This window comes from Halosubterraneus shenae, from assembly GCF_050510935.1.
Taxonomy (GTDB): Archaea; Halobacteriota; Halobacteria; order Halobacteriales; family Haloferacaceae; genus JBDGPU01.
In genome coordinates this window covers 47,795-68,797 of the sequence record NZ_JBNLVO010000001.1, presented here as the reverse complement: position 1 = coordinate 68,797, position 21,003 = coordinate 47,795, and the positions used below count along the sequence as shown (strand labels likewise).

20 protein-coding genes and 1 pseudogene are annotated in these 21,003 nt (G+C 69.8%); 14 read left to right on the top strand and 7 right to left on the bottom strand.

From position 1 onward, the window contains the following. The first annotated feature begins 11 nt into the window (after positions 1-11). Positions 12-758: a 1-(5-phosphoribosyl)-5-[(5-phosphoribosylamino)methylideneamino]imidazole-4-carboxamide isomerase gene (gene hisA / locus ACQE3M_RS00295; RefSeq protein WP_430503466.1), complete on the top strand. Its 747-nt coding sequence runs from the start codon at positions 12-14 to the stop codon at positions 756-758. On the opposite strand, the gene ACQE3M_RS00290 is transcribed toward hisA, so the two are convergent. Further along, on the bottom strand, positions 755-961 hold the full coding sequence (locus ACQE3M_RS00290; RefSeq protein ID WP_430503465.1) for a hypothetical protein: 207 nt from the start codon (positions 959-961) through the stop codon (positions 755-757). The genes hisA and ACQE3M_RS00290 overlap by 4 nt on opposite strands. A 128-nt stretch (positions 962-1,089) precedes the next feature. Between ACQE3M_RS00290 and hisB the strand changes: the two genes are divergently transcribed. From hisB to ACQE3M_RS00250, 8 genes are all read left to right on the top strand, one after another. Beyond that, positions 1,090-1,680 (top strand): imidazoleglycerol-phosphate dehydratase HisB, encoded by a 591-nt coding sequence (hisB, locus tag ACQE3M_RS00285; protein WP_430503464.1) that lies wholly within the window; start codon positions 1,090-1,092, stop codon positions 1,678-1,680. An 87-nt stretch (positions 1,681-1,767) separates the two neighbouring features. Further along, entirely contained in the window at positions 1,768-2,436 is a 669-nt protein-coding gene (locus ACQE3M_RS00280; RefSeq protein WP_430503463.1) for a hypothetical protein, read from the top strand. A gap of 101 nt (positions 2,437-2,537) precedes the next feature. Next, entirely contained in the window at positions 2,538-3,038 is a 501-nt protein-coding gene (locus ACQE3M_RS00275; RefSeq protein ID WP_430503462.1) for an amino acid-binding protein, read from the top strand. A 158-nt stretch (positions 3,039-3,196) separates the two neighbouring features. Beyond that, complete coding sequence (gene radA / locus ACQE3M_RS00270) at positions 3,197-4,228, top strand: DNA repair and recombination protein RadA (RefSeq protein ID WP_430503461.1); 1,032 nt, start codon at positions 3,197-3,199, stop codon at positions 4,226-4,228. Positions 4,229-4,750: 522 nt separating this feature from the next. Continuing rightward, a complete protein-coding gene (locus tag ACQE3M_RS00265) occupies positions 4,751-6,454 on the top strand; it encodes an ammonium transporter (RefSeq protein WP_430503460.1) in 1,704 nt (567 codons plus the stop codon). A gap of 287 nt (positions 6,455-6,741) precedes the next feature. Then, entirely contained in the window at positions 6,742-9,372 is a 2,631-nt protein-coding gene (locus tag ACQE3M_RS00260; protein WP_430503459.1) for a DUF2298 domain-containing protein, read from the top strand. A gap of 86 nt (positions 9,373-9,458) precedes the next feature. Beyond that, positions 9,459-10,730: a glutamate-1-semialdehyde 2,1-aminomutase gene (gene hemL / locus ACQE3M_RS00255; protein ID WP_430503458.1), complete on the top strand. Its 1,272-nt coding sequence runs from the start codon at positions 9,459-9,461 to the stop codon at positions 10,728-10,730. Between the two features lie 797 nt (positions 10,731-11,527). Next, positions 11,528-12,985, top strand: coding sequence for a cytochrome P450 (locus ACQE3M_RS00250; RefSeq protein WP_430503457.1), 1,458 nt, complete (start codon positions 11,528-11,530; stop codon positions 12,983-12,985). 90 nt (positions 12,986-13,075) lie between these two features. Here ACQE3M_RS00250 and ACQE3M_RS00245 read toward each other — a convergent pair whose 3' ends face one another. Both ACQE3M_RS00245 and ACQE3M_RS00240 read right to left on the bottom strand, forming a co-directional pair. Then, positions 13,076-13,609 carry a 2'-5' RNA ligase family protein gene (locus tag ACQE3M_RS00245; RefSeq protein ID WP_430503456.1) on the bottom strand — a complete coding sequence of 178 codons (534 nt, stop codon included), beginning with the start codon at positions 13,607-13,609 and terminating at the stop codon, positions 13,076-13,078. Beyond that, positions 13,609-13,797: a DUF7554 family protein gene (locus ACQE3M_RS00240; protein WP_430503455.1), complete on the bottom strand. Its 189-nt coding sequence runs from the start codon at positions 13,795-13,797 to the stop codon at positions 13,609-13,611. The genes ACQE3M_RS00245 and ACQE3M_RS00240 overlap by 1 nt, the downstream gene beginning before the upstream one ends. 192 nt (positions 13,798-13,989) lie before the next feature. Between ACQE3M_RS00240 and ACQE3M_RS00235 the strand changes: the two genes are divergently transcribed. Further along, complete coding sequence (locus ACQE3M_RS00235) at positions 13,990-15,318, top strand: helix-turn-helix transcriptional regulator (protein WP_430503454.1); 1,329 nt, start codon at positions 13,990-13,992, stop codon at positions 15,316-15,318. 126 nt (positions 15,319-15,444) lie between these two features. Here the strand turns inward: ACQE3M_RS00235 and ACQE3M_RS00230 are convergent, their stop codons facing one another. Then, entirely contained in the window at positions 15,445-15,618 is a 174-nt protein-coding gene (locus ACQE3M_RS00230; RefSeq protein ID WP_430503453.1) for a DUF5786 family protein, read from the bottom strand. Positions 15,619-15,857: 239 nt separating this feature from the next. On the opposite strand from ACQE3M_RS00230, the gene ACQE3M_RS00225 reads away from it, so the two are divergent. Continuing rightward, entirely contained in the window at positions 15,858-16,904 is a 1,047-nt protein-coding gene (locus ACQE3M_RS00225; protein ID WP_430503452.1) for a DUF5784 family protein, read from the top strand. An 84-nt stretch (positions 16,905-16,988) separates the two neighbouring features. On the opposite strand, the gene ACQE3M_RS00220 is transcribed toward ACQE3M_RS00225, so the two are convergent. Next, the gene (locus tag ACQE3M_RS00220; RefSeq protein ID WP_430503451.1) at positions 16,989-17,273 is read right to left on the bottom strand and encodes a DUF5789 family protein; all 285 of its coding nucleotides are present in this window, start codon (positions 17,271-17,273) and stop codon (positions 16,989-16,991) included. Positions 17,274-17,446: 173 nt separating this feature from the next. On the opposite strand from ACQE3M_RS00220, the gene ACQE3M_RS00215 reads away from it, so the two are divergent. From ACQE3M_RS00215 to hemB, 3 genes are all read left to right on the top strand, one after another. Continuing rightward, positions 17,447-18,259 (top strand): PHP domain-containing protein, encoded by an 813-nt coding sequence (locus tag ACQE3M_RS00215; protein WP_430503450.1) that lies wholly within the window; start codon positions 17,447-17,449, stop codon positions 18,257-18,259. A gap of 92 nt (positions 18,260-18,351) precedes the next feature. After that, a complete protein-coding gene (locus tag ACQE3M_RS00210; RefSeq protein ID WP_430503449.1) occupies positions 18,352-18,516 on the top strand; it encodes a DUF6757 family protein in 165 nt (54 codons plus the stop codon). Between the two features lie 88 nt (positions 18,517-18,604). After that, positions 18,605-19,585, top strand: coding sequence for a porphobilinogen synthase (hemB, locus tag ACQE3M_RS00205; RefSeq protein ID WP_430503448.1), 981 nt, complete (start codon positions 18,605-18,607; stop codon positions 19,583-19,585). Between the two features lie 12 nt (positions 19,586-19,597). Here the strand turns inward: hemB and ACQE3M_RS00200 are convergent, their stop codons facing one another. Together ACQE3M_RS00200 and ACQE3M_RS00195 are read right to left on the bottom strand one after the other, a co-directional pair. Continuing rightward, on the bottom strand, positions 19,598-19,837 hold the full coding sequence (locus tag ACQE3M_RS00200; RefSeq protein ID WP_430503447.1) for a ferredoxin: 240 nt from the start codon (positions 19,835-19,837) through the stop codon (positions 19,598-19,600). Between the two features lie 88 nt (positions 19,838-19,925). Then, a pseudogene (locus tag ACQE3M_RS00195) lies at positions 19,926-20,918 on the bottom strand (formate/nitrite transporter family protein); the annotation flags it as partial. Between the last annotated feature and the right edge of the window lie 85 nt (positions 20,919-21,003).

The window sequence follows — 21,003 nt, the reverse complement described above, 5'->3', positions numbered from 1 at the left end:
GTACCTCAGCCATGACCCACTTTCCCGAGTTCGAGGTGATCCCCGCCGTCGACGTGCAGGACGGGGAGGTCGTGCAGCTCGTGCAGGGCGAACGCGGCACCGGGAAGCGGTACGGCGACCCGGTCGAGGCGGCCGAGCGCTGGCTCGAGGCGGGTGCGGAGACGCTCCACCTCGTCGACCTCGACGGCGCGTTCGAGGGCGACCGCGTCAACGAGGCCGCCTTCGAGGCGGTCGTCGACGCCGTCGGCGAGGAGGCGGCCGTCCAGCTCGGCGGCGGGATCCGCACCGCCGACGACGCGGTCGGCCTGCTGGATCTGGGCGTCGACCGCGTGATCCTCGGCACGGCGGCGGTCGAAAACCCCGAAATCGTCGGGGCGATCAGCGCCGAGCGCCCGGACTCCGTGATGGTGAGCCTGGACGCAAAGGAGGGGGAAGTGGTCGTCTCCGGGTGGACGGAGGGGACCGGCCTGGACCCGGCCGAGGCGGCCGAGCGCTACGAGGACCTGGGCGCGGCCGCGATCCTGTTCACGAACGTCGACGTCGAGGGGCAGCTGGAGGGGATCGACCGCGAGGCCGTCGAACGCGTCGTCGACGCCGTGGACATTCCCGTCGTCGCGTCCGGCGGCGTCGCCGCCGTCGACGACGTCGTGGCGCTGCGGGACGCCGGCGCCGCGGCCGTCGTCGTCGGCACGGCGCTGTACGAGGGCGAGTTCACGCTCCGGGAAGCACAGCAGGCGGTCGAGAACGAGCGGCGTTAGCCCGAGTCGTCGTCCGAGCTCCCGTCCGAGCTCTCGGCGGCCTCCGCCGGTCCGGCCGAGACGACCCTCGCCGTGGCAGCGACGCCGAGGACCGTGCCGAGCGCGAAGAGGGCCACGCCGACGACGGAGGCCCCCTTCGAGGGGCCCAGCACGCTGATGACCCCGCCGGCGAGCGCAACGACTGCCGACAGCTCGGTGTGCATACCCGCGGATTCTCCACGGAGCGGCTTCAAACTACGGCAGACGACCGTCTGACGGCTGTGCGCCGAACGGACACAACGGCGGCGTGCCGAGCGCAACCACCTTAAGAGCGGCTCCCGAGGGGACTGGTATGAGCGACCGCACGGCGGCCGTCTCCCGGGAGACGGCGGAGACGGAGATCGACCTCACGCTCGCGATCGACGGCGACGGCGACGCGGACGTCGACACCGGCGTCGGCTTCTTCGACCACATGCTGGCGTCGTTCGCGACGCACGGCCTGTTCGACCTGACGGTCCACTGCGACGGCGACACGGAGATCGACGACCACCACACGGTCGAGGACGTCGCCATCTGCCTCGGCGAGGCGTTCGCGGAGGCGCTCGGCGACAAGCGCGGGATCCGGCGCTACGCCGACCGGCGCGTCCCGCTCGACGAGGCGGTCGCGTCCGTCGTCGTCGACGTCGCGGGGCGCCCCTACTACGAGTTCGGCGGCGAGTTCTCCCAGGAGTCGGTCGGCGAGTTCACCAGCGTCATGGCGGACCACTTCGCGCTCTCGCTGGCACAGAACGCCGACCTGACGCTGCACGCGGCGATCGTAAAGGGGGAGAACGCGCACCACGAGGTCGAGGCACTGTTCAAGGCGCTCGCGCGCGCGCTCGACGACGCCACGCGGATCGACGAGCGGCGCTCGGCGGCGCCGAGCACGAAGGGCCAGCTGTAGCGCGGCGGCGTCGACGCAGGTCGACCCCGCGACCGGCGACGATCGACACGGGGTTTTAATTAGTGGTATCGGCCTCGATAGGTCGTAATGAAGCGAGGCGTACTCGGACTGATGCGGCAGGACCTCCCGCCGCTGCAGTCACATCGCGAGACTCGAACGGTCGACGGCGTGGAGCTGCGGGACCAGATCTCCGTCGCAGGGGTCCAGCGCACGGCGAACGGGACCGACATCACCGAGGGGCGCGCCGCGACCCAGTCGCTGGGCGAGCGCGAGTCCGTCCAGCTCACGGCCGACGACGTCGTCGTCGACGGCACCGACGACGTGCGCACGCGCCACACCCAGTTCGCCTCGGTCCCGGGCGAGTTCGTCGTCGTGGACAACGGGACCGGCACCTTCCTCTTCGACCTGATCGAGTCCCAGACCGGCGGCGCCGTCGAGCGCGCGACGCTCGACCTCGACGCCTTCCTCGACGCGCTCCCGGACCCGCAGCTCTGGAAGGTCGGCTTCTACGACCGCGACGGCGGCGCGGAGAGCGGCGTGGTTCACGGCGACGACGTCCTCGACGACGGCGCGTTCGGGTCGGCCCTCGAGTCGCTGCCGAAGAACCAGGTCGGCATCGACACGACCTTCGATGACACGGAGTACAAGCTTAACGTCGCGCGCTCGGGCTACGTCGAGGTGTATCGCCCGAGCGACGTCGACACCGCGGAGTACGTCGAGTTCCTGCGCGAGGTCGTCGTGCCGCACGCCAACTAGCGGGCGGCGCCGTCAGGGTCGGCGCCGACGCTCGCCTGCGCTTCACGGCAACGGCCCGACCACCCCTTTTAAGCGCGAGCGCGGTCCAGGGTCGGCAACGGATGTTCGACGAGATCATGGAGAAGTTCGAGGGGTCGCCAAGCCAGCAGGCGGTGATCCGGCTCCTGCTCGAGCGCGGGTTCTCGGTCAACGAGGAGGGTCGCGTCGTCTCCGGCGGGATCGAGATCCCGTACACCGGCATCGCCCGGGAGCTCGACGTCGACCGCCGCGTCGTCGACTCCACGACGGACGCGATCCTCGAGGACCCCGAGCTGCGTCGCATCTTCCGGAACATCTCCGCCATCCCGAGCCTGATGGACCTCGCGCCCGTGCTCGACCTCACCGTCCTCACGGTCGAGGTCGCCGAGGCCGACGAGTCCGGCATCGTCGCCGAGGTGACCGGCCTCATCGCCGACCACGACATCTCCATCCGGCAGGTCATCAGCGAGGATCCGGAGTTCACCGACGACCCGAAGCTGTACGTGATCACCGACGAGGACGTGCCGGGCGACCTCCTCGTCGAGATCCGCGCCCTCTCGTACGTGCGCCGCGTCGAGTTCTGAGCCCGCTCCGGCCGACGTTCGGCGTCGCTGGCGACAGTGGCCAGCCGGAGGTTTATCACCGAAAACGCAGGATGTGGGCACGACCCACGCCGCCATTTTCACTTCCACTACGGTGTTAACGGGGGTTTATATGCGAGAGCGAACAACGGAGTGAATACATGCCCGAAGACGAACTCGAGGACCTCCCAGGCGTCGGCCCGGCGACGGGTGACAAGCTCGTTGAGGCCGGTTTCGAAAGCTACCAGTCGATCGCGGTCGCCAGCCCCGGCGAGCTGTCGAACACGGCCGACATCGGCGAATCGTCCGCCAGCGACATCATCAACGCCGCCCGCGACGCCGCCGACGTCGGCGGCTTCGAGACGGGTGCGTCCGTGCTCGAACGACGCGAGCAGATCGGCAAGCTCTCCTGGCAGATCGACGAGGTCGACGACCTCCTCGGCGGCGGGATGGAGACCCAGTCGATCACGGAAGTGTACGGCGAGTTCGGCGCCGGCAAGTCGCAGGTGACCCACCAGATGGCCGTCAACGTCCAGCTCCCGCAGGAGCACGGCGGCCTCGACGGCGGCTGCATCTTCGTCGACTCCGAGGACACCTTCCGCCCGGAGCGTATCGACGACATGGTCCGCGGGCTCGACGACGAGATCCTCGCCAACGAGATGGAGCGCCGCGAGATCGAGGGGACGCCGAACGACGACGAGGCGCTCGAGGAGCTCACGGAGGCGTTCCTCGACCAGATCCACGTCGCGAAGGCGTTCAACTCCAACCACCAGATCCTGCTGGCCGAGAAGGCGAAGGAACTGGCCGGCGAACACGAGGAGACCGAGTGGCCGATCCGCATCGTCTGCGTCGACTCGCTGACCGCCCACTTCCGCGCGGAGTACGTCGGTCGTGGCGAGCTCGCCGAGCGCCAGCAGAAGCTCAACAAGCACCTCCACGACCTGATGCGCCTCGGCGACCTCTACAACACGGCCATCCTCGTGACGAACCAGGTCGCCTCCAACCCCGACTCCTACTTCGGCGACCCGACGCAGGCCATCGGTGGCAACATCCTCGGGCACGCCTCCACGTTCCGCATCTACCTCCGCAAGTCGAAGAACGACAAGCGGATCGTCCGCCTCGTCGACGCGCCGAACCTCGCCGACGGCGAGGCTGTGATGCGCGTCCAGGGCGAGGGGCTCAAGCCCGAGTAAGCGCGCCGACGCGCTCCGACGTTCCCCCTTTCCCCGGTTTCCCCCTTCTGCGGTCCCCGCGTCTGCGGTCCCCGCTTTTCCGGTCGACCCTCGCACCCGCAGCCGCTCGTGTCCGTTCGGTTCCGAAGCGGAACGTTTTGGCCTTGAACAACTACAGACCACCAGTTATCGTCCGACCAACCTGAACTCGGGACGGCTGCTGTCGCACGCGACGACGAGCGATCAGTCCGAGATGCGCGCGACGTTCAGCGGCCGTTCTGACAGTTTCACGACAAAACGAACGTTGGGTTCCCTGGCAACAATTGTGGTGGTTCTGCGGACATTACACCCTTATATTAATTTGAGACGTCCTAATATCGTCCGTTTAGTCTTTTCTGCCGAAGAAATATTGTGAATGTCAACCTGTGGCTTTATACGGGTGGTTTCCCCAACTCCTGGCGTGAATCGGAACACGGATCACAACGGATTCGCGGAAGTACTGGACGAACAGCCAAAGAAGTCCCGCACTGATGGAGGAACCGCATGAGCGGCGCAGTCGCCGGCCTCGCGCAGGTCGACCCCTCAGTGATCGCGCAGGGCGTGAACCTCATGTGGGTCGCGTTAGCCTGCTTCCTCATCTTCTTCATGCACGCCGGCTTCGCGATGCTGGAGGCCGGGCAGGTGCGGGCGAAGAACGTCGCGAACCAGCTGACGAAGAACCTGCTGACCTGGAGCGTCGGCGTCATGGCGTACTTCTTCGGCGGCTTCGGCGTCGAGGCGATCACCGGCGGCCTCACCGGCGGCGGGACCTACGGCCTCGGTGACCTCACGGCCGTGATGACCGCGGCCGACGGCGCCTGGGTCAACAGCTGGCTGTTCGGCGCCGTCTTCGCGATGACGGCGGCGACGATCGTCTCCGGCGCCGTGGCTGGCCGCGTGAAGCTCCGCGCGTACGTCGCCTACACGGTCGCGCTCTCGGCGGTCATCTACCCCGTCGTCGTCGGGTTCACGTGGGCCGGCGGCTTCCTGAGCGCGCTCGGGTTCCACGACTTCGCGGGCGGGATGATCGTCCACGGCATGGGCGGCATCGCCGGCCTCACGGCCGCGTACGTGCTCGGCCCGCGTCTCGACCGCTACGCGCCCGACGGCTCCACGAACGTCATCCCCGGCCACTCGATCACGTTCGCGGTGCTGGGAACGCTCGTCCTGGCGTTCGGCTGGTTCGGCTTCAACGTCGGCACGACGGCGACCGTCTTCGCGGTCGAAAGCGGGGAGCTCGTCCTCGGCGGCTTCGAGGTCGTCGGCCGCGTCGCGCTCGCGACGACGGTCGGAATGGCCTGCGGCGCCATCGGCGCGGCGATCGCCTCGCTCGCGGTCAACGGCAAGGTCGACACGCTGTACGTCGCCAACGGACTCCTCGCGGGACTCGTCGGGGTCACCGGCATCGCCGACGCGGTCACCTGGTGGGGCGCCATGGCGGTCGGCGGGCTCTGCGGCGCGCAGCTCCCGTTCGTCTTCGAGTTCGTCTCCGACCGCCTCAAGATCGACGATGTCTGCGCGGTGTTCCCGGTCCACGGCTCCGCCGGCGTGCTCGGCGTGCTCGCGCTGCCGTTCGTCGGCGTCGCGGGCTTCTCGGTCGACCTGCTCGTCGCGCAGGTCGTCGGGGTTGCCGTGATCACGGGCTGGACCGTCGCCGCAACCGGCGCGGTGTTCGGCGCGTTCAAGCTGCTCGGCCAGGCACGCGTCACGCCCGAACACGAGCGTGAGGGCCTCGACGCCGCCGAACACGGCGTCGACACCTACCCCGAGTTCGGCAAGCCGATGGCGGTCGAGAGCGGGGTCACCGCCAGCGGCGCCGACTCCGGCGCCAGCGTTCGCGCTGACGGCGGCGAGGAGGCCGGCTCCGAGATCAAGATGGTCACGGCCGTCCTCCGCCCGGAGAAGCTGGGCGACGTGAAGACCGCCCTCGCGAAAGTGGGCGCGCCCTCGCTGACGGTGACGAACGTCTCCGGTCGCGGCTCCCAGCCCCCGAAGAAGGGCCAGTGGCGCGGCGAGGAGTACGTCGTCGACCTCCACCAGAAGATCAAAGTCGAGTGCGTCGTTGCCGACATCCCGGCCGACGAGGTCGCGGACGCGATCCGCGAGGCTGCCTCGACGGGCGACCCCGGCGACGGCAAGGTGTTCATCATGCCGGTCGAACAGGCGCTCCAGGTGCGTACCGGAGAACGGGGGCCGGAAGCAGTGTAGGGACCGTTCGCGGCGGGCCGACTGGCTCGCCACCGACCGCACACCCTCGACTGGTGCTCAGCGGTGTGCGGTGTGCGGCTCGTGGTTGCTGTCGCGGTTCGCGTCGGCGACGCCGGCGCAGTGCGGTTGTGGATGCGATGCTGTTGCGGATGCGGTGCTGTTGCGAATGCGGTGCGGTCGCCAGCGCGGTGCGGTTGCCGGCGCGGTCTTTTTTACCAGCCGACGGCTGGCGCTCTCCGGAGGAGAAGACATATAATACGTCTTGCCGAGGATCCGACACAATCCCGATGGAGCAGATCGCTATCCTCCGCTGGCTTCTCGCGATCGCCGTCCTCTACGTCGCCGGCCTCCCGCTCGCGGCGCTCGTGTGGCCGCGCCTCCCGCAACGAGGCGCGGCGTTCGCCCTCCCGCTCTCGATCGCGGCGGTCGGGCTGACCGCCGTCTGGGTCGGACAGCTTCGCTACGGCCCCGGCGTGGCGCTGGGCGTGGTGCTGCTACCGGTTGTCGCTGGCGGGGTCGCCGTTCGGCGGGGCGTCTCGCTCGACGCGCGGCAGGCAATCGAGCCGTTCGTCGTCTTCCTCGTCGGTTTCGCGCTGATGCTCGGCCTCCGGTCGCTGTCGCCGACGATCACGGCCGCGGGCGGCGAGCAGTTCCTCCACTTCGGCCTGTTGAACGCGGTCAAGCGGGCCGCGTCGCTGCCGCCCGAGGACATGTGGTTCGCGGGCGAGGCCGTGCGCTACTACTACGGCGGCCACACCACGACGGCGACCATCGCGAGCGTCGCCGGCGTCGGCATGCGCTACGCGTACAACCTCGCACTGGCGACCTACTTCGGCGTCCTCGTCGTGGGCGCCTACGGACTCGCGGGCGCCGTGTCGAGCGAGCGCGACGTCTCCCGGACGCTCGGCGGGGGCCTCGGGGCCTTCTTCGTCGCGTTCGCGGGCGCGCTGACGACGCCGGTCCGGCTCGCCTACGGGCTCCTCCCGACGGAAACGGCAGTCCGGTACGGCGAGCCGGTCTTCGGCGCGATCCGGCACGAGTACCCCGAGATCGTCCGCCTGCAGTCGGATCCGTCCACGTGGTCGTGGTGGCACACGCGGTACGTCGTGCCCGGGACGCTCCAGGAGGTCCCCCTGTACTCGTACGTCAAGGGCGACCACCACGGGCACACGATCACGACCGGCTTCGTCCTGTTCGGCGCGGCGCTCGCGTACGCCTACTACCGGGCGCCGGCCGAGGCCCGTCGCCGGCGCTGGCTCGTGCTCTTCGGGGCGATGCCAGCGCTCGGCGGCTTCCTCGGGCTGACGAACACCTGGGCGCTCCCCTCGGTCCCGGGCGTCGCCTGGCTCGCGCTGCTCACAGCCGACGCCGCGCCGGCGACGCTGCTGCCGCTCCGACTCCGCGGGAAGGTGCCGTGGCTCGATCCCGCCATGGACGGGTCGGCCGAGTACCCGCGGCTGCTCGCGGAGCTCCGGCGCGTCGCGCTGTCGACCGTCCTCGCGGTCGGCGTCGGCGCGCTGTCGGTGCTCTGGGCCGCGCCGTTCCTGTTCGGCGGGACGCCGACGAACGAGGGGATCGGCTTCCTCCCGCCGCGCTCGAACCTGATCGGCCTCCTCATGCTGTACGGCGGCCCGTTCCTCCTGTTCGCGCTCTACCTCGGCACGCGGCACGCGGCGGTGCAACCGCTGCTCGACGCACTCTCGACGCGGGCCCAGGTCGGCGGCGGGCTGGCAGCGCTGGGACTCGCCGCGCTCCTGCTCGGCCCCGCCGACTTCCCCGCGCTGGCGGTCTGCGGCGCGTTGCTGGCGGCGGGCTACGCGGTCGTGCGCCTCGACGACGACGCCGGTTACGAGGTGACACTGCTGCTCGCGGGCGTCGGGCTCGTGCTGTCGATGGAGCTCGTCCACGCCAGGGTCTGGCCGCCGGAGCTGGAGCGCTGGAACACGACGCTGAAGGTCGCGATCCAGGCGTGGACCCTGTCGGCCGCCGCGGCCGGTATCGTCGCGGCGGCGCTCGTCGAGCGCGGCGTCGAGGGTATTCGGGGGGCGGCGTCCGAGTTGCCGAGCGGCGCGAGCGGGTCCCGCGCCCGCGCCGCGGGCCTCGTCGCCGTCGTCGCCGCCGTCCTGCTCGCGAGCGCGGTGTTCCCCGCGATGGTCGCCGTGGTCGAGCTCGACAACGCCCCCGCGGAGCCCACCATCGACGGGTTCTCGGGCCACGAGCGCTGGCACCCCGACCAGCTCGCGGCGATCCAGTGGCTCGACGAGCGCGAGGGCTCGCCCACCATCGTCGAGGCGCCGACGCGGGACGCGTACGGCTGGGGGTCGCCGGCGTCGACGCTCACCGGCCTCCCGACCATCGCCGGGTGGAGCCACCAGGAGGGGTACCGCGGCGTCGAGGCCTTCGAGCGCCGCGCCAGCCACGCCGACCGGGTTTATACCGGCGAGCGGGCGGTCGTGATCGCGCTGCTCGAAAAGTACGACGTCGAGTACGTCTGGGTCGGCCCGATCGAGCGCGAGCGCTACGGCGACGTGACGGCGTTCGGGGAGATCGAGGGCGTCGACGTCGCCTACGAGAACGAGGCGGTGACGATCTACGAGGTCGACCAGGGGCGGCTCCCGGACTCCGAGTTCACCTTCGGCAACGACTCCGCGGACGGGCCGGGGCTGGCGATCGCCGAGTGGTCGACCGCCGAGGGCGACGACGGCGACCTCGTCGTCGAGCTCACCGTCGAGAACCGGGCCAGCGAGGAGCGAACCGGCATCGCCGTCGCCGAGGCCGCCGCCGGCAACGAGTCCGACAGCGCGAGCGCGGCAGTCACCGTCGAGGGCGGCGACAGAGTGACGGTGCAACTCGAGCTGGCGGTCAGCTACGATGCGTTCAGCTCGGGCGGCGAGCTCTCGCTGGATCTGCTGACCTGAGTGGTCGTGGAAACGGGGACCGACGCGACCCCGGCAGCCGCCGCCCTCTCGCAAACTACTTTCCATCCACGGTCCAAGGGGCGAGCATGAACCACGAGCGCTCGCGGGCCCTGTACGACCGCGCGCTGTCAGTCACCCCCGGCGGAGTCAACTCCTCCGTCCGGGCGACGATGCCGCACCCCTTCTTCATCGAGCGCGGCGACGGCGGGCACGTGATCGACGCCGACGGGAACCGCTACGTCGACTGGGCGATGGGCTACGGCCCCCTGCTGTACGGCCACGACGTCCCGGAGCCGGTCGAGGCCGCGATCCAGTCGACCGTCTCGGAGGGGCCGATGTACGGCGCACCGACCGAGATCGAGGTCGAGCACGCCGAGTTCGTCGCCCGGCACGTGCCGAGCGTCGAGCAGATCCGGTTCGTCAACAGCGGGACGGAAGCGACCGTCTCCGCGGTCCGCCTCGCCCGCGGCTACACCGGTCGCGACAAGATCGTCGTCATGCAGGGTGGCTACCACGGCGCCCAGGAGTCGACGCTCGTCGAGGGCGCGGCCGGCGACGCATCGCCCTCGACCGCCGGCATCCCCGAGGAATTCGCCCAGCACACGCTCCCGATCCCCTTCAACGACCCCGAGGCCGCCCACGAGGTGTTCGAGGAGCACGGCGACGACATCGCGGGCGTCCTCGTCGAGCCCATCCTCGCGAACAAGGGTATCGTCGAACCGGTCGACGGCTACCACGAGACGCTGCGGGACCTCTGTGACGACCACGGGAGCCTGCTCGTCTTCGACGAGGTCATCACCGGCTTCCGCGTCGGCGGCCTCCAGTGCGCGCAGGGGAAGTTCGGCGTCACGCCCGACGTGACGACGTTCGGCAAGATCGTCGGCGGCGGGTTCCCCGTCGGCGCCATCGGCGGGAAAGCCGAGATCATCGAGCAGTTCACGCCCTCCGGGAACGTGTTCCAATCCGGCACCTTCTCCGGGCATCCGGTGACGATGGCCGCGGGCCACGAGTACCTGAAGTACGCTGCGAAACACGACGTCTACGAGCACGTCAACGACCTCGGCCAGCGCCTCCGCGACGGCATCCGCGACATCTGCGAGGACCAGGCGCCCGAGTACACCGTCGTCGGCACCGACTCGCTGTTCAAGACGGTCTTCACCCGCGACGGCGAGCGCCCGAAGAATGGCGCGGACGTCGCCCGCGCGGACACCGAGCGCTGGGAGCGCGTCTTCTGGCAGGAGATGAAGGACCGCGGGATCTTCCTGACGGCGAACCAGTTCGAGAGCCAGTTCGTCTCCTACGCGCACACCGAGGAGGACGTCGAGGAGACGCTGGACGCCTACGCGGAATCGATCTGACGCGATTATTTTTAAGCGACATCTTCCTCGCTGGGTTTTATTTATAAGTCGTCGCTAGCGACGGCACTCGATCCTACCTCGGAAATTCCGGCTGATGAGCGCTCGCGCTTATAAACTAGGTCTGTCACCGTCGCTGATGACACCACTCAGCATGCCCAGAAAGCCCCAGCCGCTGAGACGGTCGCGCTGCTCGCTGCGCGCCTCGCCAGCTCACTCGCTTCGCTCGTTCGCTGGCTCGGTGCTTACTTCGCAGGGCGTCCCGCTCAGCGGCTGCCCCTTTCAGTCCCACCCGGGAGTGGTGGCTGAGGCGTCGCGAGCGGCGGCTCTTCGGCGGTCGTCGCTCGCCGGCTGGCCGCCGTGCGGTGCGGGGCGGTTGGCGCGCGCGAGCAACGCGTGCGAGGGAGGACGGTGGCGCGCCGAGGCGGTGTCTCCGTGAGCAGCGAGAGACCGGAGGTCTCTCGGGCAGCCGGCGCGCCGATGGCGCGCCGGCGACGAAGCGAACGGAGGGCCGGAAGTCGCAGCCCGGCAGCCCGCTACTGCAGGCAGCCCGGACCGTCTTTCGAGGCTGAGAGGTTCAGATATGTCGCTCAGCGACCGCGAGCGGCCGAGGGCTTTCTGGGAGTTTGCGGTGGTGTCGAGAGCAAGACCGTATCACCTATCCAAACCCACACCTAGCGAGCGGCCGAGGGCTTTCCCATTGTTGGAGTTCAATATAACAGCGTCAGTACCTCCAAACACCGTTTATAAGCAGAAGACTGCGAACAACGCTTAACCCCGTCCCGCCGTTACGAATTCGCATGCGCGCACGCCCGCCCGGCCCGCGTGGCTCGCCGCTCGTCGGCAACGCCCGCCGGTACGCTGAGGATCCGTTCACCTTCATGCGCGATTGCGCCGACGCGTACGGCGACGTGGTCCGGTTCGACCTCGGCCCCCGGGAGACGTACATGCTCACGAACCCGGCCGACGTCCAGCGCGTCCTCGTCAGCGAGGCCGACGCCTACCGCAAGGCCGACTTCGGCGACCGCGCCATCGACGACCTCCTCGGCGACGGCCTGCTGATGAGCGAGGGCGACACCTGGAAGCGCCAGCGCCAGCTCGCGAACCCCGCGTTCAACATGCGCCGGATCAGCGCGCTCGCGGACACGATGGTCGACCACACGGCGGACGCGCTCGGGGGCTGGGCGGACGGCAAGGTCGTCGACCTCCAGCTCGAGATCGCCCGGCTCACCGTCCGGATCATCGTCTCGGCCATGTTCGGCGCGGAGCTCAGCGACGAGCGGATCCGGGCGGTCCAGGACAGCCTCGAACCCCTCGGCGCCCGCTTCGAGCCCGACCCGCGGCGGTTCCTCCTGCCGGACTGGATCCCGACCCGGGAGAACCGCGAGTTCGACGACGCCATCGCGACGCTTGAGGGCGTCATCGAGGACGTCCTCGCGGCGCAGACGGGCACCCAGCGCGACCCCGCCGTCGACCCGGCGGGCGAGGCCGGGACGAGCGTTCACGGTCCCGGCCCGGACGGCGACGCGGAACTCCCGAACGACCTGCTCTCGATCCTCCTCCGGGCGCGCGACCGCGGGGAGCAGACGGAGCGGAACCTCCGCGACGAGCTGATGACGATGCTGCTCGCGGGCCACGACACCACCGCGCTCACGCTGACGTACACGACCTACCTGCTCTCGGAGCATCCCGAGGTCCAGCGCCAGGTGCAGGCGGAGGTCGACGAAGTGCTCGCGGCGACCGGCGAGCCGACGACCGGAGAGCCGACGACCGGCGCCGACGGCGCGGATTCGGCCCCGCCGCGACCGACGCTGGAGACGGCCCGGCAGCTCGACCTGACCGAGCGCGTGATCGACGAGGCGATGCGGCTGTATCCACCCGTCTACGCCCTCTTCCGGCAGGCGAAACGGGACGTGGAACACGGCGGCTACCGGGTGCCGAAGGACGCGACGCTGCTCATCCCCCAGTGGGTCGTCCATCGCTCGGATCGGTGGTACGACGACCCCGAGACGTTCGACCCGGACCGCTGGCTCCCCGAGCGGCGCGCCGAGCGCCCGCGGTTCGCCTTCTTCCCGTTCGGCGGCGGCCCGCGCCACTGCATCGGCAAGCAGTTCTCGCTGCTCGAGGCGAAGCTCATCCTCACGTGGGTGTACTCCCGGTACGACCTCACCTACGAGGGCCCGGAGCTGTCGCTGCGGGGGTCGCTGACGATGCATCCGGACCACCCCGTGCCGATGCGGGTGGAAGAACGGTCGTAGCGCGAGGCCCTTTTCGGCAGTCCGCGACGGCTACAGCACCAGCCACGTCGCCGGCGACGCTTACTGCACCAGCCACGTCGACAGCGACGCCTACAGCTTCAGCGTCGCCGCCGGCTCCCGGAAGTCCGGGTCGAAGATGTCGAGCGCGTGGACGCGCCACTCGATCGGGTCGATCTCCGTCGCCGCGAGCGCCTCGGCGTCCGCGAGGTCGCCGCCGCGAGCGAGGGTCACGTGGGGCGTGTAGTCGTCGCCCTCGAGCCCTTCGATAGGGTCGAAGGCGGCACACAGGCGGCGGTGGAGTCGCAGGAGCACGTCGCTCTCGACGGCGAGGTAGACGACCGGCGCCGTTCCCGTCGTCGGGTTCTCGAAGTAGTCGATCTCGGACAGTCGCACGTCGAAGGGGTCGGTGCCCGCGAGGAGGGGGCGGAGCCGCTCGCGGAGCTCCGCGAGGGCGCGCTCCTTCTCGGGGGTCGGCCCGCCCGGGCCGTTCACGTCGTCGGCGCCAAAGCGCTTGAGACACAGCGAGTGGCGGTCGCGGATCCGGTCGAACGCCGCCAGCTGCGGGTGGAGCTCGTTCGAGAGCCGGTCGACCTCCCGCGGGATCGGGACGTTGAGGCTGAACATCAGAGGTTGTCGGTCAGGTACAGGACGATGAGCACGACGATGGCGATCCCGAGCAGCTGGGGGAGCATGCGGAACACCATCCCGGTGATCGACAGCAGGGCACCGAGCACTTCCAGGACGAGCCAGACGATGACCAGTCCCAACACGATCTTCAGCAGAGTGTCGACGTCGACGGACGCACGAGTCATGTCCGCAGGTGCGCCCGGCCGGCGCAAAAGTACTCCGGCCTGCCCCAGCTATTATCTCACCCTTCAGCCAGGGGTAACGGGACCGGGTGAAGGGGATATCGACGACGAGAGCAGTGATCGAGCGTTCATCGGGACCGGCAGGGCACGCGGGAATCTGGTTGTTTTTAAATAGCCGCAGTGAGGAATGCGTGTATGTCGCGGCCGGGCAGCAGTCGACTCTCGCAGCACGCGTGGACGCCGAGCACCGTCGTCGCGCTCGCGCTCGTTGCGCTTCTGGCCACCGGTGGGATCGCGGTCGTCGCGGGCACCGGCGCGGGGGCTGCCACCGGAGCCGGGAGCGGCGGCGGGAGCTTCGCCGCACAGGCGGTCGACGCCGACCAGGTGACGCTCCGGGCCGACGTCAACGAGTCCGGCGACGCCCACTGGCGGATCGAGTATCGCGTCCGCCTCGATACCGACGAGCGGAAGGCGGCGTTCTCGGACCTCGAGCAGGACGTCGAGCAGAACGAATCCGACTACGTCGCGCGGTTCCGGGAGCGGATGAACGCCACCGTCACGAACGCCGAGGAGACGACCGGGCGGGAGATGGCCGTCGGGAACGTCCGCGTCGACACGAGCCGACAGACGATCACCGAGGAGTACGGCGTGTTGACCTACGAGTTCCGCTGGACCAACTTCGCCGTCGTCGACGGCGACCGCCTGCTCTTCGGCGACGCGCTCGCCGGGTTCTTCCTCAGCGAGGGCCACAGCCTCACGCTCACCTGGCCCGAGAGCTACGAGCTGGAGAGCGTTCAGCCGAGCCCCGACGATACCGGGGCGGACCGCGTTCGCTGGTCGGGCAAGGTCGACTTCGCGGGCGACGAGCCCCGCGTCGTCGTCACGAAAGCGGGCGTCGGTATCTCGGGCCTCCTCGTCGCCGGCGTGCTGGCCGCGCTGATCGTCCTGCTCCTGGTCGGGTGGCAGCGCGAGGCCGTCGCGGCCGTCCTCGGCCTCGGCGGCGCCGGCGAACGCGAACCGTCGGCGCCGGCGGGCGAAGCGGCGGGTGAGGGCGCCGGAGCGGCCGGCGAAGCAGCCGGCGGCACGGGCGCCGGCGCAGCTGCCGGCGGCGAGGCTGCCGGGGCAGCTGGCGACGCCGGCGACGCGGCAACCGGCGGGGAAGGATCCGAGGAAGGCGGCGAGGAGACCGGAGAGACCGGGCCGAGCGAGCCGCCCGAGGAGCTCCTGAGTAACGAGGAGCGCGTGCTCCGCCTGCTCGAGCAACACGGCGGTCGCATGAAACAGCAGGACGTCGTCCAGGAGCTGGGCTGGACCGACGCCCGGACGAGTCAGGTCGTCTCCGGCCTCCGCGACGAGGGGAAGATCGAGGGCTTCCGCCTCGGCCGCGAGAACGTCCTCCGGCTTCCGGAGGCCGACGAGGTCGCCCCCGGCGAGGGCGACGCCGCGAACGGAGGCGGCGAGGAGTCCGACGAGAACGACGCCGGAGTCGACGGCGACGACGAGAGCTACGGCTACCAGGGCTAAGGCGGCGGCAGCAGTTTGTTCGTTCCAGGCCGAACGCGTCGCCAGCGACGGCGCTATCGCTCTGCGGGGAACGGCGGTGAAAGAAGGGTAGTGCCCGTCGAGGCGCGTCCGATCACACTCGCGACGCTACTCCTCGTTCAGCTGCTGGAACTGGTCGAGGAGCTCCTCGGCGGACTCACCGGAGTCGTAGGTGACCGACCCCCGGTAGTTCGTCCGCTCGTCGTCGAAATCCGCGTCGACGCTCGACGCTTTCTCCTCACGCCGCTCGTGTTCGTCCTCGTCATAGGCACCCATTGACATGGTACGCTCTCGCTTAGTGGTTTTCTTACATATATGTAACGGTCATCAATGTCGCCTCATTTATACGATCGACGAGGGTCCCGTTATCGGCGGGCGGTTTCCCGATTGCGGCGCCGGGGCCGACGGTGGGCGGTTTCCCGATCGCGGCGCCGGGGCCGACGGCGGGCGGACGGGTCCCCTCGTCCTGCCGAAACCAGTGCACCGGAACCCATTAGCGTCCCGCGAGCCTTCGTCCCAACGTGGCTCAACCGCTTCGGTTCAGGCGCTCGGCCGGCTCGTGGACCGCCGACCAGGTTCGCGACAAGATCGAGCGCCCGCTCGACGACAATCTCGGGGCCGACGCCATGGCGCCGTGGTTCAAGGCGCCCAATGGCTACTCGGCGCGCCGCTTCGAGATGGACGACGGCTCGATGGCGCTGTTCTGCTGGACCGATCACGACGACGACCCGCCGGCGGGCGCGACCGCCGGCCCGGCGGGGTACTGGCTCGGCAACACGGAAACACCGAGCGCGCTCTGGCGCACGGAGAAGTTCGGCTTCGAGAAGGTACCCTACCCGGTCAGTCGCTGGGCGACGCGGGAGCTGACCGCGGGCCTCCTCGACGAGGAGCCGTGGCTGGAGCCGTACCCCCACGTCACCTGGTTCTTCCTCCCCGTCTTCTGCTCGAAGGACGGCGCGGCGTCGACGCGCGCGTTCTTCCGCGACCACGCGGCGGGCTTCCCCGACGCCGACCGCGACGAGGCGCTCGCATACCTCGAATCGGTGCTCCACCCGGGCACGCTCGACCCGTACCGCGCGGTGATGGCCGGCAAGCTCGGGACCTCGGAGTCGGTCGACCTCGTTCGCATGAGTGCGGCCATCGCGGAGTTCACGGCCGCGAAGCTGCTGACGGACGCGGGCTACGATATCACCCCGGAGATCGAGGTGACGACCGGCCACTCGCTCGACTATCGCGCGGAGCGGCCCGACAGCGACGGCGCGACCCTCGTGGAGGTGACGCGCCCGCAGCCGGCGTCGAACCGTGCCGCCAGCGGGCCCGTGGCCGCCGTCCGCGACACGGCCCAGACGAAGACGGACGGGCAGCTGGAGGCCCACGCCGGCGGCGTCACGCTGTTCGTCGACTGCTCGTCGTTCCCCGAGGGGGACTGGGAGCGCGTCGCCGCCGAGCAGCCGGCCGTCCGGCATAAACCGGCCGTCGTCTACCGGGCCCGACCCGCCGGGCGGATCGAGGCCTACCGGAAGGGGTCGGTGCCGCTGGAGCTCGGCGACGCTGTCGAGTGGATCTGATTATAAAAACCGCAGCGAGGGAGTTGCCCACGGACCCGGGGATCGCGCCGGAAAACGGCGGCCCGAGAGAACCGTGCCCGGTCGCTAGAACGACACCGGCTCGGGACCGTTCTCGCCGACCGTGCCGGGGTCGCGGTCCGAGTAGAACCGGCGACCCACGCCTCGATGGCAGACGCCGGATCGGATCGCTGTGCACACCTCGTCGGCGGAGCGGAACGTCTCGTCGCCGAGGCGGGAGAGTACGTCGCCGAGCCGTTCGGACCCCTCCGCGAGCTCCACGCGAGCGTTCCCGTGGGCCGCGATGATGTCAGCGGTCGTCGCCGGATACTCCTGCCGTTCGAGTCGGTCGTCGATGCCGTTCAAGCGCATCACCAGATGGGAATCGGTCGATAACCTTAATGATTGTCCATGGAGGTCCTAAGTCGGTGTGTAGACCTTAATGATCATTAATTGGTTGTGCGTGTCGCGATTTTGCGGCGTCGCCGCGAGGACGCTCGGGCCGGATCGGCCCTCCTTATATCCCCCAGGTCGTGACTGCCCCTATGACCGAGAACCGCCGCCTCGTCGCGGACCTCCACGCTCACACGACCGTGTCGGACGGGACGATGGAGCTGGGGGAGGTACCGAGCGTCGCGCGCGACGCCGAGCTCTCGTGGGTCGCGCTCACCGACCACGACCGCGTGCACCCCGACCTCGACGCGCCGGTCGTCGAGCGCGACGGGGTCCGGCTGATCCGCGGCATCGAGCTCCGCGTCGACGCCGGCTTCGACCGGCTCGACCTCCTCGGGTTCGGCGTCGAGCACACCGAGGCGCTGGACGCGGAGATCGAGCGCCTGCAGCGGAACCGGGTCGAGCGCGGACGGCGGATCGTCGAGCGGGTCGAGGACCGGCTCGGCGTCGACCTCGACGTCGACCCCCGGCCCGGGCTCGGACGGCCGCACATCGCGCGGGCCATCGAGCGCTCGGACGCCCCGCACGACTACCGCGAGGCGTTCGACGAGCTGATCGGCGACGACGGTCCCTGCTACGTCCCGCGCGACGTCACCGACCTGGACCGCGGCGTCGACCTCCTTCAAAAGGCGTGTCCGGTCGTCGGCCTCGCGCATCCCTTCCGCTACGCCGACGTGGACGCCGCGCTCGACGTCGCGCGCAACCTCGACGCCGTCGAGCGCTGGTACCCGTACGACGACGGCGTCGACGCCGACCCGGCGCGGGTCGACCGCGTCGCCGACGAGGCCGACCTGCTCCGGATCGGCGGCACCGACGCCCACGAGCGCGACCTCGGGGTTGCCGGACTCACGGCAGCCGAGTTCGAGCCGGTCCGCGAGCTGTTGCCGCCGGCCGTCGAGGAGTGAGGGGAGCAGTCCCGTCGCCGCTGCCCTTCTGACACCGGCAGACACCCCCAACGACGGCTACGCTTAAACCGCGGCGGTGACTACGTTCGGGTATGCAGTGCCACTACTGCGACCGGGAAGCCGCCTACGAGGCCGAGTCGGACGGCGTGACCGTCGGGCTCTGCGACGAGCACTTCCAGGAGCGCGTGGAGGAGCTCGCCGAGTCCGACGAGCTGGCGGCCCTCCGAGAGCAGGTCGACGTCGAAGGCCCCGAGTAGCGGCGTCGTCCCTCGCGGCCGTCGCCGACGCTGGAGCGACCCTTCTATCGAACGAATCTTAAAAAGGCACGCACCGCCAATGGCGGGTATGCACCTCACGGACCGACCCCGTCGCCTGCGAACCGACGGCGTCCGGCCGCTCGTCAGCGAGACCTCGCTGTCGGCGTCGGACCTCATCGCCCCCGTCTTCGTCGACGCGACGACGGACGAGCGCGTGCCCATCGAGTCGATCCCGGGTCACGAGCGCGTCCCCGTCGACGAGGCCGTCGCGCGCGTCAAGGAGATCCGCGAGACGGGCGTCGAGGCAGTCATCCTGTTCGGCATCCCCGAGTCGAAGGACCCCGAGGGCTCCCGCGCGTACGCTGCGGACGGCGTCGTGCAGGAGGCCACCCGCCGGATCACCGCCGAGACGGACGCGTACGTGATCGGCGACGTCTGCCTCTGTGAGTACACCGACCACGGCCACTGCGGCGTCGTCGAGGAGTCGGCGGAGACGGCGCCGACCTGGACCGTCAAGAACGACGAGACGCTGGACCTGCTCGGGCGGACCGCCGTCTCGCAGGCCGAGGCCGGCGCCGACATGGTTGCGCCGTCGGCGATGACGGACGGGCAGGTCGGCACCATCCGCGAGGCGCTCGACGACGCGGGCCACGAGGACGTCGCGATCATGGCCTACTCGGCAAAGTACGAGTCCGCCTTCTACGGCCCCTTCCGCGACGCCGCCGACGGCGCGCCCGCGTTCGGCGACCGCCGGCACTATCAGATGGACCCCGCCAACCGTCGCGAGGCGATCCGCGAGGCCGAGCTCGACGCCGACCAGGGCGCCGACGTGCTGATGGTGAAGCCGGCGCTGCCGTACCTCGACGTCGTCTCGGACCTCCGCCGTGAGTTCGACCAGCCGATCGCCGCCTACAACGTCTCCGGCGAGTACGCCATGCTGCACGCCGCCGCCGACAACGGCTGGCTCGACCTCGAGGCCGTCGCCCACGAGTCGCTGCTCTCGATCAAGCGCGCCGGCGCCGACCTCATCCTGACGTACTTCGCCGAGGACGTGGCGGAGCGGATTTAAAAGGACCCGCGCTCAGACCACCTGCTCGCCGTCCTCGTACACCTCGATGGCGTCGACGGGGCAGACGCGGGCCGCGAACTTCGCGTCGAACTCCTCGTCCTCGGGAACCTCGACGACGTAGCGGTCCTCCTCGGTCTCCTCGGCGCCGACGAGGTCCGCCTTCCCGTCGTCGACGTCCTTCTCGAACCCGTCCCACTCGTCGACGCACTGGAACATGCCGATGCAGGTGTCGCGGTCGAAGCGAACTTCCATACCGGTCCTTCGCTCGTCCGGTACAAAGCGGTGACGACGGGCGGCGCCGGCGTCGGAACCGGGTGGCCCGGATCCAGGGAAGTCAGTCGTCGGAGCGGTCGGACTCGTCCTCGACCGTCTCGTCCGGGACGTACGACCGGCCGGCCCGGCTGCCGAGGGTCCACTCGGGGAGGCTGAGCTGTTTCACGTCCCGCCCCGGGCGGATCTCCTTCCGCCGGTACTCGGACGTCTGGAAGTAGTTGACGACGGTGACGAGCAGGACGCCGCCGATCGTGTTCCCCAGCGCGACCGGGAGGATGAACGTCGCGAGCCCGGGCAGCAGTGCGGCCTGCCCGAGGAAGACGAGGTACATGAGCTCCGTGAAGGAGACGACGACGTGGAACAGGTTCCCGAGCGGGACCGCGAGGAACGCGAAGTAGACGAGGACGACGCGGGAGATGGTGTCACGGGCGGAGAAGTCCATCCAGACCACGCCGGCGACGATCAGACCCGCGAAGATCGCTTTCCAGAACAGGGTCCAGAACGGCGTGTCGAGCCCCTTCTGGCTGAGGCTCACGGCGGCTTCGGCCGCCGCCGGCGAGAGGACGCCGGTGTGCGCGAGGACGAGTGCGCCGAACGTGGCGCCGACGAAGTTCCCGACCAGCACGAGCAGCCAGACGCGCAACAGCGTCGGGACGCTTGCCAGCCGCTCCAGGACCAGCGCGACCGGCGGGAGCGTGTTCTCGGTGTACAGCTGGTAGCCGCCGATGATGATGTAGACGAACCCCAGCGGGTACATGAGCGCCTTCAGCACGGGGTGGCCGTCGGTGGCGCCGTACATCGAGGCGTACAGCATGAACGTCAGCGTGATCGCGAAGCCGGCGGCGAGCGCGCTGAAGAACAGCTCCCGCGTCGGGCGGTCGATCTCCTCGTCGGCGGCGGCGACGATCCGCTCGAACACCTCGTCCGTCTCGAACCGGTCGCGAACGACGGCGCCGACCGCGGGGGCACCGTGGCGTGACGCCTCGACCGCCTCGCGGACGCTCTCGTCCCCGTTCTCCCCGGGTGCGGACTGTTCGTCCTCCTGGTCCAGATCACTCATCGTGGACGGCTACTGAGCGAACCGTGAAAATGCCTGCTACTGCTCCCCGTCCGCCGTCGATCGGGTGCCGGCTGGGCGACGACGG